The sequence below is a fragment of the Alphaproteobacteria bacterium SS10 genome, assembly GCA_019192455.1.
Lineage (GTDB): Bacteria > Pseudomonadota > Alphaproteobacteria > TMED2 > TMED2 > TMED2.
In genome coordinates, this window is record JAHCML010000005.1 from 137,501 (window position 1) to 150,440 (window position 12,940).

Sequence of the window (12,940 nt, forward strand, 5' to 3'; positions counted from 1 at the left end):
GGGTAGAACCCGCGGCATGTAAGGCCCCTGGATCGATGTCCGATATCTCATTCCACCAACGCGAACTCGGCCGCATTGCGGTTGAACAGAGTTCAAAGGCAGCGCCATTCAATGTGTTGATTGGTGGATTGGTGGCCTTGCGCTTCTGGGATCCTGAACGGGCGCCAATCATCTTGGGCTGGTTCGGCATTATGTTGGCGTTGGTGGTTTTCCGCCTCGTCATGCATCACCGCTTTTTCTTTAAAGAGCCGGGCAATATCCGGTTTGCCCAGCCCGTTTTGGCCGTTGCTGCTGGCCTCGGCGGTCTCTGCTGGGGGCTGACCCCCTGGGTCTTGGCGGTTGAGTACGGCACCGTTGGTTACTATGAGCTGCTGGTGGTGATCGCTGGCATGGCGGTTGGTGGCGCTATCTCCTTCTCGATTTTTCAGACCACATACATCCTCTATGCGGTGCCCATGCTGGTGCCGTTTATCCTGACCAATCTGATGCAGGAGAATGGCCAGCTTTTCGTGGCGGCCATTATCGGTTTCCTTGGTTTTATCTTCTATGTCTCCCACGCTTATCGCGGCCTGATTATTGAGCGCACCCACGCGATTGCCGCGCTCCGCGATACTGAACGGGATGCCCGCGAGATGGCAGAGAAGGCGCTAGGCGCCGCCGATGCGAAGAGCCGGTTCTTAGCGACCATGAGCCATGAAATCCGCACCCCGCTTAACAGCCTTTTAGGCATGGCGCGGATGATGTTGGACGACAAACTTGAGGGGGAGCAGCAGCGCCGCGCCTCTACCATCGTCTCCTCAGGCGAGACACTATTGGCGATCCTGGCCGACGTACTCGACCTATCGAAAATCGATGCGGGCGGAATTGAGCTTAAACGCCAACCAGCCTCACTCGGTCATCTGTTGGAGATGGTAGAGGATCTATGGCGCGAGCAGGTTGAGCAAAAGGGCCTTCGAATGGAGGTCGAGGTGGCGCCCGGCTTGCCTGAGATGATGGTGTTCGATCAGGTTCGGGTGAACCAGGTGGTCGGCAATCTGGTCTCCAACGCTGCCAAATTCACCCATGAGGGGGAAATCCTTGTGAGTGCTAGCGCAGAACGTCGGCTCGACGGGCAGTTCCTGGCCACAATTGAGGTGATCGACACCGGGATCGGCATCGCCCAAGGCGAGGAAGAAGCCATCTTCGATGATTTTTACCAGCTCGATAACAGTACCGACCGGGTCTATGACGGCGCTGGCCTAGGCCTCGCCATAACCCGCCGCCTGGCGAGGTTGATGGATGGTGATGTGCGTGCCCGGAACAACCCGGATGGTGGCTCAACCTTCATCTTCACCTTTATCGCCGAGGCGGTGCTGAACAGTGGGCTGAGTATCGCCCCAACCCAAGCGCCCGAAGCTAAGGCCAAGCCGTTGAGCTGGCCCGGCCTGCGCGGTAAGCGGATCATGGTTTGCGATGATAACGCGATTAACCGCGAGGTTGCCGCCGCCTTCCTTGAGAGTGAGGGGGTGGAGACCATCCATGCTGAGAACGGCATGGACGCCCTGGCCCAGGCGGAAACTGAGAAACTGGACGCAATCCTACTGGATATGCGGATGCCAGTGATGGATGGGCCGGAGACGTTGGAGCGGCTTCGTGATCTACCGATGATTGGTGATCACACCCCAATCCTTGCGGTCACCGCTGATGTGGTCGCCGATGGCCGGATTGATTACACCAAGCTGCCGATCCAGGGCTATGTGCCGAAGCCGTTCGATAAGTCCACACTGCTCAACGCGGTGCAGGCGGCATTGGATGCGATGGCAACCGGCAGCGAAGTGCTGATCGACATGTCATAAGTGGATCAGCCGAGCTGCTGATTAACCCACAGATCGCTTAATCGAAATTGTGGCCGTAGCTGAAATCGTGGATCGGCGTGGGCGAGAGCTTGTAGGTCTCGGTCCGCAGGTAATCCATCAGGATCTTTGGATCGCCTTTCTTCGACTGGATCTCTTCTTGCGGCAATGGATTGCCGATGCGCACCCGCACGTCTTCGCCAACCCATTTGTCGAACTCTTTGATCAGCAAGGCCACGCGTAGGTTCTCATTCAGGTGGCTGGCGATCTGGAACAGGCGGCTGTTATGACCCTCGAAATAGACCGGCACGATCGCCGCGTCGGATTTCTGGATCATCCGGGCGGTGAAGGTCTTCCAGGCCGGGTCCATTGGGCGGTTAAACAGCTTAGAGCTGGTTGAGACCGTGCCGCCGGGGAAGATGCCGATACAACCACCAGCACCGAGGAAGCTAATCGCTGACCGTCGGGCCTGGATATTGGTCTGGAGCGCTTCCCGATCCTCATCAAAGCTGATCGGCAGGATGATCTCCTCCAGATCCTTAGCTTTGTGGAACACCTTGTTCGCGACAATCTTGAAGTCTGGCCGGGCCATTGAGAGCAGGCGGCCCAGCACCAAGCCGTCCAAGATACCAAATGGGTGATTGGCGACCACCACGACTGGCCCTTCGGATGGGATACGGGAGAGTTCTTCAGGTGGGATATCCAAATGGATTGAATACCGCTCCTGCATCACTTCCCAGAAATCACGGCCCTGCTCGACTTCCACGTCATAGCCATCGGCCATCTTAATCAGCCGTGGGCGACCGGTCAGGTTCTCAATGCTGCGGATCATCGCGCGCCCAGCCTTGGAGCGGGCAGCAAAAGCGTAGCTGATCTCACGCGCGGACATGCCGTCCATCTTGCGGTCGCGATGGCGGTCACGCTGACGGCCGTCACGGCCACCGAGCCGACCCTTAATCGCTTTCAAAATCGGTACGTCGCGGGGCGTTTCCTGCCGACTTCCCAACATAGTGAGTTTCCTGCTCAAACCTCATCGAACGGCAAGGTGGATATGGTTGGGCCTGCACGCTATTGCCAGCGGCGGCCGCGGATTTTCTCCTTGCCACACCATCGCAAGATTATGAAAACCAGCCGCGCCGGGCAAGCTGAACCGGTTCAGCCCAGGGATGCTACAGGATCGACCCTGAAGGATAAAAAGGGCTGAATCACTAGGTTAAGTACCGCTCTTTCTTGGGTTTTCGGCATAGTAAACGCTACTAATTGGGTGTTTGGGAGGCCCCATGGGGATGGGCCAAAGCGCGACCAAATGATGGAATTCCGCAACACGTTGAACCTGCCGACGCATTCGCTGCTGTCCGCTGTCATCCCGTATGACAAGACAATCGCGCTTATGCTGCAGGCACGGCTGTTTGCGATCGATAAGGCCCAGGCCGACCTGCCCAGGGAAGCGCAGCAAAACATCAAGGCCATCCGCAACTTGCCCGACCTACAGAAGGCGTTGCGCAAGGCGGATGTCAGTAACGACCATATCGCCGAGGCTGAAGAGCATATCCGTGGTGAGGGGCACATGCCCTGGTCGGTGCCACGCGGTGGCGATGTGGCGGTGAATTTCGGCCTGATCAAGCCGGGTGTGAAAGATGCCCTGATGATTGCCCAAGCTGGGGAGCGGACCCTACGTGCGCAAGAGGCGGCGACTTTGGCCGAACCTGGCGGGGTCCCGGCATTCCCTGACACGGTCCTGCCCGGCATCGTTAATGATGCCCGCAGTCCGGATCAGCCAGCCCGCGGCTTCATCGGTAAGTTCGATGATGAACCACCAAAGCTGGTCGCGGCACAGGCTGCGCATCATCTGGCGGATCTGGCCGCCGGTGCGGCTGCCCTTGGTCTGGATGAGAGCCAGGCCGATGCGGCCAAGCAGATGACCGAAGATTTAAAGGTGATCGCCCGCCGCTCACTGCATGAGGCTGGCGAGGCGCTACACGAAACCGGGGAGATTGACCCGGCAGAGAAGACCATGGCCATCCTTGGTTCGCCCGATGGGCGGGATGAACAAGCGGCGGTTGAGCGTGTCGCCGACTTTGCCCGGTTGCAGGTCTATAAGCTGGCGGTCACCAAGGTGATCGACCGGCCAACCGCCATGCGCTGGCAGCAGCTGATCGATAAGCGGGCAACCCAAGCACGCCCCATCATGCAGGTGGGGCCGGGCCCCGATGCCGGACCGAAGATGGGTCCAGAAAGAAAGCCAGGCGGCAGTCCTTAGCGGCAGTCCTTAAGCAGCAGCTTTTGCGCCGATTAAACCCATCGACCAGAAATCAACCTCGAGCGCAGTGGCCGTATCGAACCGAGCCTGCAACTGCGACCAGCGCGGCAAGGTCTGGTAGTTCTCACCTAGCCGGTGGGTGAGGGCATTGTCGATCAGCGCGCCGACATCCCGGCACACCTGCTGGTATTCCTCACCAGCATAAACATCGATCCAAGGCCGATAGCTGGTTGTCGGGGCTGCCTCGTCAGCTAACCGCGCACCGATCTCACCATAGCCCAGAACACAGGGCGCCAGGGCTGCCATGAGGTCGAGGAAATCGCCGGAGTAACCGGCCTCAAGCACATAGCGGGTATAGGCGAGGTTGGCCGCCTCCTCACTGGCATTGAACAACTCGGCCTCGCGGATCCCTTCTTTGGCGCAGGTCTCGATATGCAGCTGCATTTCGTGATTAACCAGCGCGTTCACCGTGGCGGCGGCGGCCTTCATTTCATCCAGTGTGTCTGCCTTGGTGACAGCCAGCGCCCAGGCCCGGGAGAAATGCACCAGGAAGACGTAATCCTGGACCAGGTAATGGATGAATGCCTCACGCGGCAGGCTGCCATCGCGCAACCCCTCAACAAAGGTATGGCGGGTATAGGCCTGCCAAACATCACCGGCAGCCTGGCGCCAGGCGGCGAATGCGGAACCATATGTTGGGGGCGTGGTCATTGGTCTCTCCATGGGGTTCAAAAAGGCTAGTTAGCCAGCGGCGATCAGGACGATTTCGCAATCTGTATGGGGGGCCAGTCGGCTGGCAGCCTGCCAGGCGCGTAAGCCAGATCGGCAGCAAAACACCGCGCGCTGCTTGCCGGATGGGGCCGGGCCATCCGCACCGAAATCGCCAACTTCAGCGCGCATGGCCGCCGCATGAAATGGCGCTGGTGCTTCCATGCCACCGCGCAGCTCGACGAGGAAATCAGCATCTGTGGCCTGGTCCGGGGCAATGAATTGAAAACCCGCTTGCGCAGGTTCTGGTGCGTTATCAAACCGGAAGCCACCAAAGCGATAGCTCGCCGCATCAACGGTCACCATCTGCCCGAGCGGCGATGGTGTGAGCTCGACCAGGATGGCCAGCGCCATCTGCGCCTGCAGACTGCCAATGATCCCCACAACGGGCCCCAGAACACCGGCGGTGGCGCAGTTCTGTGCCCTGGCTGGCAGGTCAGGGAAAACGGCACGGAGTGAGGGGGCACCACCGCAAACACCGGCGGCATAGCCCTCAAGGCCCAAGGCTGATCCGGTGACCAGCGGTATCTTGGTTTTGAAGCAGATGTCAGAGAGGGTGTAGCTGACGGCAAAACTGTCGGCGCAATCGATGACGATATCGGCCTCGGCAACCAGTCGCGCTGCATTGGCTGGGCTGAGGCGTCCTTGGATCGCCACCAACTCAACATCGTCGTTCAAACCACGCAAAGATGGGGCCGCTGCCTTAACCTTTGGTCGGCCGATCTGATCCTCGCGGTAGAGGGGTTGACGATGCAGATTGCTGAGTGCCACAGCATCCGGATCAATGATGGTGAGGCGGCCAATACCGGCACCGGCAAGGTATTGGAGGACGGGCACGCCCAGGCCGCCCGCGCCAACGATCAATGCATGAGCTACCCGTATCTTGGCCTGCCCTTCTGCACCTATGGCGGGCAAAATGGATTGGCGGGCATAGCGATCCGTGGCCCCCTGCTCATCACTCATCGCGTTGCCTCGATCCAAGCGTGAACCCGTGCCTCGGGATCATTATTGAGCGTGATGTCCGTTACGACAGAGACAACGTCTGCCCCGGCGGCGAGGGCGCCTGCCGCACGCTCAACCGTCATGCCGCCAATGGCAATCAGCGGGCGATCACCGATCAGGCGTTTCCACTCACCCACCCGGTCCAACCCCTGCGGATCCCAGGGCATTTGTTTCAAGATCGTCGGGTAGATGGGACCCAGGGCGACATAATCGGGATCAAAGGATAGGGCGCGGTCTAACTCTTCATGGCTGTGGGTTGAGATGCCAAGCTTGATGCCTGCCTGGCGGATCGCGGGGACGTCGGCGTCATCCAAATCCTCCTGGCCCAGATGGACATAATCACAGCCCGTGTCGATGGCGATCTGCCAGTAGTCATTCACGATCAATTGGGCGCCATTCTGGGCACAAAGATCCCTGGCCACCGTAATCTCATCCCGGGTTTCTTCATCACTTCGGTCTTTCACCCGTAACTGCACCAGCTTCACCCCAAGCGGCAGGGTTCGGCGCAGCCAGTCGCTGCTGTCAAAGATGGGATAGAACGCGTCGAGCGTACTCATGTCAGGAAAGCTTTACCGATAACGGGGGTGGAGGGGGCGGCCATATCCCGCGGCTCAATCGGATCGGCCTTCGCGGCCAGCATCCCGGCCTCAACTGCCTTTGCGAAACCTTGGGCCATGGCCACGGGATCACCGGCCTTGGCAACCGCGGTGTTCAGCAGCACACCATCCATGCCCAACTCCATCGCCCGGGCGGCGTGGGAAGGGAGGCCAAGCCCTGCATCGATAATCAACGGCACCTCTGGGAAATGGGCGCGCAAGCTGCGCAGGCCGTATTCATTGTTGAGGCCAAGCCCCGACCCAATCGGGGAACCCCAGGGCATCAGTAGCTCGCAACCCGCCTCAAGCAACCGCTCCGCCACCACCAGATCTTCGGTGGTGTAGGGGAAGACCTTGAACCCCTGTTCAGCCAGGATGCGTGTGGCCTCAACCAATCCATAGACATCCGGCTGCAGGGTGTCGGTATGGCCGATCACCTCAAGCTTGATCCAATCGGTGCCGAACACCTCCCGCGCCATCTCGGCTGTGGTGACCGCTTCCTTAACCGTATGGCAGCCCGCCGTGTTAGGGAGGATGTGGACGCCCAGCTCTTGCACCAGCTGCCAGAAGGCCTGGCCATCCTTACTCACACTGCTCTCCCGCCTCAGGGACACGGTCGCGATCTCTGCCCCGGATTGACGGAAGGCATCGGCCATGATGGCGGGTGACGGATACTGCGCCGTGCCCAGCATCAGCGGCAGGGTTGGCGTGTAATCATAGAAGGCACGCATCGCTCAGCCCCCTTGCATCGGTGCCAGCACCTCAATGCTGTCACCATCGTTAAGCGTGTGGGCAGCACGGGCTGGGCCGGGCACAAACTGGCCATTCACGGCGGTTGCCACGGTGGCATCCCCATAGCCGAGCGTGATTAGAGCCTTGGCCAGGTTGCCGTCGCTCACCTCATGCGGATTGCCGTTGACGGTGATCTTCATCAGCGAACTCCGGGGTTGTGTCTTGGGTAATCCAGTCGGCCACCATGCAGGCCAGTGTTGGTGCCAGCAGGTAGCCATGGCGGAACAGGCCATTGGCAAAGATGATCTCACTACCATCGGTCCGGGCCCTACGCCGGATCCGGGGCAGGTTATCTGGGAAGGCGGGGCGGGCATCGACACCAATCTCGATCACCGACGCCTCACCAAATCCAGGGTGTAGGGCATAGGCAGCCGAGAGCAGCTCAAGCATGGAGCGGGCCGTGATGCGGCTGCGGTCTTGCGCTTCAATCTGTGTGGCGCCCAACATGAACACGCCATTGCCACGCGGCACGATGTAGAGCGGATAGCGTGGGTGTAGCAGCCGGATCGGCCGGTTGAGGGTTACGTCAGGGCAATGCAGGACCAGCATCTCCCCCTTCACACCGCGAAGGTCGGTAAGGTTGTCCTGCGCCGCAAGGCCCCGGCAATCGATGGTAAGGGCCGGGTTGTTCGAGGGCTCAGCCTCAATCGTAATACCGCGCTCCTGCAACCAAGCTAGCAATTCGGCCAGGGCCTGGCGTGGCGTTAGGTGGGCCTCCCCTTCAAAGAACAGGGTCTTGCGATAGCGTCCTGCCAAATCGGGTTCCAATTCACCAATCCGGTCGGCGTCGATTTGGGTCCATCGCTCGGTTTGCCGGGCAAAACGGTCGAGCTCGCGCGTATCCCGCTCCAGCGTCACGACGAGGCTGCCAGCCTGCTCAACGCATGATGTGTATTGCGACCACCAAGCGGCTGCCGCCTGACCATATCTGATGACGGGTTCTTCCGCGCTTTCGCCCTCACAGAAGGGGGCCAGCATGCCGCCCGCCCACCAGGAACAATGGTGGTCACCCGGCCCGCCAGCGGGATCGACAAGGCGCACCAGCAGGCCACGGCCGGTCAACTCGACCGCCATGCAAAGCCCGGCAACACCGGCGCCTAGGATTTCAATTGGCCCATCAACAGCCATGAAAAAAGCCGCTCTCAAGGGGAGGCGGCCTGGGCATGGATCGCTGCTGCTGATTGATCCCGTTCCCTACGCCGGCACTGCCCGGATCAGGTTCGATGGGTTGATGCGTCTGCACCTCTCAGCCGCCAATCTGCGGCACCCCAACGGTTACGTTTTGAGATGTAGAGTGCCGGACCATTGGCGACAAGTTCTGATCGCTTGGTTTGTGATGATTAATCGACAGATACCGGTACAGCCGATGGGCCTGCGCCAAACTTCTGTCGATAGGCGGATGGTGAGACGCCGCGCACCCGCTGAAACGCACGCCGCATCTGTTCTCCATTGCTAAAGCCAACCTGTGCTTGGATGGTCTGCAGGCCCAGGGTTGATTGGTGCATCAGGTCACAAGCCTGCTCAACCCGCAGCCGCTCAACGAACCGGGCCGGACTAACCCCCAGCTTGGCTGTGAAGAGGCGTGAGAAATGCCGCTCACTCATCCCAACCTTGGCCGCCATTTCAGGCACGGTCAGAGGTTGGGCGGGGTCAGCCAGAATGTCCGAGACGAGCCCGGCAAAGCGGGTCCCACTACTGGTCGTTTGTAGTTCCAGCGCCGCGCTGAACTGCCGTTGCCCACCGCCACGCTTGGTCGGCAGCACCAGAGACTTCGCCAGCCTTAAGGTCTCCGCCTGACCTAGATCCTCTTCAACCATGGCCAGGGCCATATCGATGCCAGAGGTCACGCCCGCCGATGTCCAGATGCCGTCATCATGCGTAAAAATGGCATCCTCCTGGACGTTGATATGGGGGTAGTCGGCGGCCAATTGCTCGCATCCCTCCCAATGGGTGGTGGCCTGCCTGCCGTCCAACAACCCTGCGGCGGCCAGGACAAAGGCGCCAAGGCAGATGGAGCCCAGGCGTCGCGTTGTCGTGGCCAGGGTTTGGAGGTGGGCAAGGAGTTCTTGATCCATCGCCGCCGCAAAGGCGCTATTGCCACCTGAGACCAGCACCGTATCCCAGGGGTAGGCTGGGAAATCGCTGAATGGGCGGGTTTGTAGCGGCGTGACGGTGTCTGTGCCGACCAGGCCGCCGGTGATTGAAACCAAATCAATCTGATAGGCGGCATCGCCTGCGGCAGTACGGGCGTCACTGAACACCTGAAGCGGTCCACACACATCGATCAGCTTTGTGCGCTCAAACAGAATGATAGCAATGCGGATCGGGGTGGCAGAAATTATGGGCATAATGTCATTTATGCCAATTGGGCCGTGCGGTATCAATCATCCTCTAGCTGATGAGAGGGGCCGATATGCTCGTTCTTCGACCAAATTGCCGCCTTTGCGGCTGCGACCTGCCACCGGACAGCACCAAGGCGCGCATTTGCTCTTACGAATGCACCTATTGCTCTGATTGCGTTGATGGTGAGCTTCAGAATGTTTGCCCAACCTGCGGCGGTGGCTTCGTGCCCCGCCCCATTCGCCCGCGCAAATCCTGGCGGCCAGAACGCCAGGTGGGCCTAGAACATCACCCCGCCACGACCGAGCGTGAGGGGCTCCTATTCTCAAAAGAAGACATCGCCCAATTCGTCGCCCGGATTAAGGATATCCCGCCGGAAGAGCGCTGATCCCCAGCAATTCAGTCGGCTGATTTCCCTTCCATTGAGGTCATCAGCTTGCGCAACAGCGCATCCAGCTGCGCAACCTCATCTTGGTTTAGATCAGACAGGATCGCTCCCTGGGTCTGAACATGATCAGCCATGACCGCGTCAATCAGTTTGAAGCCCTCAGCGGTTAGCTTAACAACCGCACGCCTAGCGTCCTCTGGGTCGGGTGAACGGCTCACCAGGCCCGCTTTGACCAGCTGGTCGATCCTATTGGTCATTGTGCCCGAGGTGATCATCATCGACCCCATCAACTCCCCAGCTGATAGCGCATGGGGCGGTGGGGAGCGGCGCAATGTGGCCAGCACATCGAAGCTGGAAGCATTCAGTTCATACTTGGCAAACGTCTCCCCCATTCGTCGAGAGAAGCCATGCGCCACCCGGCTAAATCGGCCGATGGGGCCCATGGCCGTCGTGTCCAGATCGGGGCGTTCAGCGGCCCATTGGGCCAGAATTTTATCAACGGCATCCATAGGTCATGGTTTTAGCGAGATGGATATCTTGAGATCAAGATAAAGGATTTTTCGCCATGAACCGATCACTCGCCCTCATGCTCACAGGTCTTGCCCCAGCCATTTGGGGCAGCACCTATCTGGTCACGACAGAGTTCCTGCCAGATGGCTATCCGCTCACCGCAGCAATGCTGCGCGCCTTGCCTGCGGGGTTACTTTTGCTGTTGCTTACTCGTGTCTTACCCAAGGGGGTTTGGTTGCTGCGTGTCGCCATTTTGGGAGCGCTGAACTTCTCTATCTTTTGGTGGCTATTGTTCGTGGCTGCCTATGAGCTGCCCGGTGGGGTGGCCGCTACGATTGGCGCGATCCAGCCATTGATCGTTCTCTACCTCGCTAAACTTCTGCTGGATCAGCAGGTCCGGTTTGCGGCGGTTGCCGCTGGTCTGGCCGGTGTGGTGGGGGTGGCGTTGCTCGTCCTGACCCCAGCAGCCGCGTTGAACGCGACCGGGGTTCTGGCCGCCGCCGGTGGCGCGTTTTCCATGGCTGTCGGCACTGTTCTGACCCGCAAATGGCAACCGCCGGTCTCCGCACTTACCTTCACCGCTTGGCAGTTGGTGGCGGGTGGTTTGCTGCTGTTGCCAGCCGCCCTGATTTTCGAGCCCTCCTTGCCCGCACTCTCAATTGAGAACGTTGGTGGCTTTACCTATCTGGGGCTGATTGGTGGTGCTTTGACCTATGTGCTCTGGTTCCGCGGCATTGCCGTTCTTGGGCCGGCGGCCGTCGCACCACTTGGCTTGTTGAGCCCGGTGTCAGCCTTACTACTGGGCTGGGGTATTGCCGACGAAAGTTTCACCGTGCTTCAAACCATTGGCGTGGCGCTTGTTTTGGGCAGTATCTGGTTCAGCCAATGGGCCCAGTCTCGAGGCCCGATCGCATCTCCCCGACAACCGCTAAGGGCGGCATAGGGTTGGTGATCAACCGTGGTTTTCGGCGCCCATGGTTGAGAACATCTCGGTCAGGTCGACGGTCGAGGTCTCGCCGATATCATCGTAATTGGCTTTAAGCCATTTATCGGCGGCCTCCCGCCCGATATCGCGGAGGTGGACGAGGAAATCCCACTCGGCGTTCAGCTTAGATGAGGCGCTAAGCGGCCGCATTTCTTTGCGGGCCTCAATCATGTGCACATGCTTGGTGCGGTGATGGGTATCTTTGAGTTTACCCTCCGCATTCAGGCGATTAACGAACTCAATCGCGCGCAGATCCCGCAGCAAGGAGCCGTTGAAGGTAATCTCATTGACCCGGTTTAGGATGTCCCGCGCGGTGGTTGGCGTCCCCTCCCGGAAGATCGGGTTGATCTGGACGATCACGATGTCATCGGATTCTGAGCTGTTATAGAACGGGAACAGCACCGGGTTGCCCATATAGCCGCCATCCCAGTAGGGCTCGCCGTCAATCTCCACCGCCTTAAACAGGAAGGGCAGGCAGGCCGACGCCATGACCACATTCAGGTCAATCTCATCCCGAGAGAAGACGCGGACCTTACCCGTCTCAACATTGGTGGCGGAGATGTAGACCTGAAGTGAGCGTGAGGCGCGCACCTTCTCAAAATCTACATTCTCATCAACCAGGTCGCGCAGTGGGTTGATATCGAAGGGGTTGAGGTCATAGGGCGAGGTGAGGCGCCCCATCAGATCCATCAGGATATAGGCGGGGGAGTTATCCAAACTCCAAACCCCCAGCATCTGGTCCAGCGGCGTCCGCTTGAATGGGCTGGTTCGGGCGGCCTCGCTCACCGCGCGCCAGAACTTCTCAAGCGCGACACGGGCCCCCTCGGCCGCCCCCTCATACATGCCTTCCGCCGCGACAACGGCGTTCATCGCACCGGCGGAGGTGCCGGAGATTGCCTCAATCCAGAGATTATCAATCTCAAATAACCGGTCGAGCACACCCCAGGTAAAGGCACCATGGGCGCCGCCGCCTTGCAGGGCGAGATTGACGGTTTTGGCGTGGCGGGGCTTACGCTCACCCATGGCTTTAAGTTTCCTTGCGGTATTGCGGGTCACCGGGGCAAGCGCGCCGGTTGCTGGCCTTGGTTCGATCGTTTAGACCGAATGCCAGTATCATCATGCCCTAATAAAGACCATTGGCGATTGCCTGTCATTGGTCGGTCTTTGGGTCGTTAGCAAACGTGATCAGACCAGATCGCAGCGGAAGTTACGTGAATGGCGAATATCGCCGCACAATTGGTGATGGTTGGCTGGGGCTGGATCTATCTGGGCCTCGCTGTTGGTGCTGCCTTCCTGATTTTTGGCCTCGACCGGGTGGATGAGGATGCCCGGGGCACAGTGATCTTCCGCGTCCTATTGGTGCCCGGCCTGATTTTGCTCTGGCCCTTGGTGCTTTATCGCTGGTGGGCACTGGAAACGGGGCATGAGGCAAAGGCGCAGAATTGGCGTGCCCGTTACCTGCCACCG

14 protein-coding genes, 1 pseudogene and 1 riboswitch are annotated in these 12,940 nt (G+C 59.6%); of the genes and pseudogenes, 5 read left to right on the forward strand and 10 right to left on the reverse strand.

Features of this window, described 5'->3' with window-relative positions:
• Positions 1 to 35 precede the first annotated feature (35 nt).
• On the forward strand, positions 36 to 1,835 hold the full coding sequence (locus KI792_09570; protein MBV6633260.1) for a response regulator: 1,800 nt from the start codon (positions 36 to 38) through the stop codon (positions 1,833 to 1,835).
• Between the two features lie 37 nt (positions 1,836 to 1,872).
• On the opposite strand, the gene KI792_09575 is transcribed toward KI792_09570, so the two are convergent.
• The gene (locus KI792_09575; protein ID MBV6633261.1) at positions 1,873 to 2,730 is read right to left on the reverse strand and encodes a lysophospholipid acyltransferase family protein; all 858 of its coding nucleotides are present in this window, start codon (positions 2,728 to 2,730) and stop codon (positions 1,873 to 1,875) included.
• A 411-nt stretch (positions 2,731 to 3,141) separates the two neighbouring features.
• Here KI792_09575 and KI792_09580 point away from each other — a divergent pair, with 411 nt between their 5' ends.
• Positions 3,142 to 4,092, forward strand: coding sequence for a hypothetical protein (locus KI792_09580; protein MBV6633262.1), 951 nt, complete (start codon positions 3,142 to 3,144; stop codon positions 4,090 to 4,092).
• 9 nt (positions 4,093 to 4,101) lie between these two features.
• Here the strand turns inward: KI792_09580 and tenA are convergent, their stop codons facing one another.
• The 7 genes from tenA to KI792_09615 form a co-directional block, all read right to left on the reverse strand.
• The gene (gene tenA / locus KI792_09585; GenBank protein ID MBV6633263.1) at positions 4,102 to 4,803 is read right to left on the reverse strand and encodes a thiaminase II; all 702 of its coding nucleotides are present in this window, start codon (positions 4,801 to 4,803) and stop codon (positions 4,102 to 4,104) included.
• A gap of 30 nt (positions 4,804 to 4,833) precedes the next feature.
• Positions 4,834 to 5,823, reverse strand: coding sequence for a HesA/MoeB/ThiF family protein (locus tag KI792_09590; GenBank protein MBV6633264.1), 990 nt, complete (start codon positions 5,821 to 5,823; stop codon positions 4,834 to 4,836).
• Entirely contained in the window at positions 5,820 to 6,419 is a 600-nt protein-coding gene (locus tag KI792_09595) for a thiamine phosphate synthase (GenBank protein ID MBV6633265.1), read from the reverse strand. Before KI792_09595 ends, KI792_09590 begins: the two co-directional genes overlap by 4 nt.
• Positions 6,416 to 7,189, reverse strand: a complete 774-nt coding sequence (locus KI792_09600) for a thiazole synthase (GenBank protein MBV6633266.1) — start codon at positions 7,187 to 7,189, stop codon at positions 6,416 to 6,418. Before KI792_09600 ends, KI792_09595 begins: the two co-directional genes overlap by 4 nt.
• 3 nt (positions 7,190 to 7,192) lie before the next feature.
• Positions 7,193 to 7,390, reverse strand: coding sequence for a sulfur carrier protein ThiS (gene thiS / locus KI792_09605; GenBank protein ID MBV6633267.1), 198 nt, complete (start codon positions 7,388 to 7,390; stop codon positions 7,193 to 7,195).
• On the reverse strand, positions 7,359 to 8,378 hold the full coding sequence (locus KI792_09610) for an FAD-dependent oxidoreductase (GenBank protein MBV6633268.1): 1,020 nt from the start codon (positions 8,376 to 8,378) through the stop codon (positions 7,359 to 7,361). Before KI792_09610 ends, thiS begins: the two co-directional genes overlap by 32 nt.
• A gap of 46 nt (positions 8,379 to 8,424) precedes the next feature.
• Positions 8,425 to 8,531, reverse strand: a riboswitch (TPP riboswitch).
• A gap of 59 nt (positions 8,532 to 8,590) precedes the next feature.
• On the reverse strand, positions 8,591 to 9,598 hold the full coding sequence (locus tag KI792_09615) for a helix-turn-helix domain-containing protein (GenBank protein MBV6633269.1): 1,008 nt from the start codon (positions 9,596 to 9,598) through the stop codon (positions 8,591 to 8,593).
• Positions 9,599 to 9,663: 65 nt separating this feature from the next.
• On the opposite strand from KI792_09615, the gene KI792_09620 reads away from it, so the two are divergent.
• Positions 9,664 to 9,978 carry a DUF1272 domain-containing protein gene (locus tag KI792_09620; protein MBV6633270.1) on the forward strand — a complete coding sequence of 105 codons (315 nt, stop codon included), beginning with the start codon at positions 9,664 to 9,666 and terminating at the stop codon, positions 9,976 to 9,978.
• A gap of 11 nt (positions 9,979 to 9,989) precedes the next feature.
• Here KI792_09620 and KI792_09625 read toward each other — a convergent pair whose 3' ends face one another.
• A complete protein-coding gene (locus KI792_09625; GenBank protein MBV6633271.1) occupies positions 9,990 to 10,487 on the reverse strand; it encodes a MarR family transcriptional regulator in 498 nt (165 codons plus the stop codon).
• A 56-nt stretch (positions 10,488 to 10,543) separates the two neighbouring features.
• On the opposite strand from KI792_09625, the gene KI792_09630 reads away from it, so the two are divergent.
• The gene (locus KI792_09630; GenBank protein ID MBV6633272.1) at positions 10,544 to 11,431 is read left to right on the forward strand and encodes an EamA family transporter; all 888 of its coding nucleotides are present in this window, start codon (positions 10,544 to 10,546) and stop codon (positions 11,429 to 11,431) included.
• Positions 11,432 to 11,440: 9 nt separating this feature from the next.
• Here the strand turns inward: KI792_09630 and KI792_09635 are convergent, their stop codons facing one another.
• Complete coding sequence (locus KI792_09635) at positions 11,441 to 12,496, reverse strand: patatin-like phospholipase family protein (protein ID MBV6633273.1); 1,056 nt, start codon at positions 12,494 to 12,496, stop codon at positions 11,441 to 11,443.
• A 192-nt stretch (positions 12,497 to 12,688) separates the two neighbouring features.
• On the opposite strand from KI792_09635, the pseudogene KI792_09640 reads away from it, so the two are divergent.
• Positions 12,689 to 12,877 (forward strand): annotated as a pseudogene (locus KI792_09640) (hypothetical protein).
• The last annotated feature ends 63 nt before the right edge of the window (positions 12,878 to 12,940 follow it).

Bases quoted from the DNA above. Each gene is read 5' to 3' on its own strand.
- KI792_09570 (MBV6633260.1), top strand. From the start codon at position 36: ATGTCCGATATCTCATTCCACCAACGCGAACTCGGCCGCATTGCGGTT.
- KI792_09575 (MBV6633261.1), bottom strand. From the start codon at position 2,730: ATGGACGGCATGTCCGCGCGTGAGATCAGCTACGCTTTTGCTGCCCGC.
- KI792_09580 (MBV6633262.1), top strand. From the start codon at position 3,142: ATGGAATTCCGCAACACGTTGAACCTGCCGACGCATTCGCTGCTGTCC.
- tenA (MBV6633263.1), bottom strand. From the start codon at position 4,803: ATGACCACGCCCCCAACATATGGTTCCGCATTCGCCGCCTGGCGCCAG.
- KI792_09590 (MBV6633264.1), bottom strand. From the start codon at position 5,823: ATGAGTGATGAGCAGGGGGCCACGGATCGCTATGCCCGCCAATCCATT.
- KI792_09595 (MBV6633265.1), bottom strand. From the start codon at position 6,419: ATGAGTACGCTCGACGCGTTCTATCCCATCTTTGACAGCAGCGACTGG.
- KI792_09600 (MBV6633266.1), bottom strand. From the start codon at position 7,189: ATGCGTGCCTTCTATGATTACACGCCAACCCTGCCGCTGATGCTGGGC.
- thiS (MBV6633267.1), bottom strand. From the start codon at position 7,390: ATGAAGATCACCGTCAACGGCAATCCGCATGAGGTGAGCGACGGCAAC.
- KI792_09610 (MBV6633268.1), bottom strand. From the start codon at position 8,378: ATGGCTGTTGATGGGCCAATTGAAATCCTAGGCGCCGGTGTTGCCGGG.
- KI792_09615 (MBV6633269.1), bottom strand. From the start codon at position 9,598: ATGCCCATAATTTCTGCCACCCCGATCCGCATTGCTATCATTCTGTTT.
- KI792_09620 (MBV6633270.1), top strand. From the start codon at position 9,664: ATGCTCGTTCTTCGACCAAATTGCCGCCTTTGCGGCTGCGACCTGCCA.
- KI792_09625 (MBV6633271.1), bottom strand. From the start codon at position 10,487: ATGGATGCCGTTGATAAAATTCTGGCCCAATGGGCCGCTGAACGCCCC.
- KI792_09630 (MBV6633272.1), top strand. From the start codon at position 10,544: ATGAACCGATCACTCGCCCTCATGCTCACAGGTCTTGCCCCAGCCATT.
- KI792_09635 (MBV6633273.1), bottom strand. From the start codon at position 12,496: ATGGGTGAGCGTAAGCCCCGCCACGCCAAAACCGTCAATCTCGCCCTG.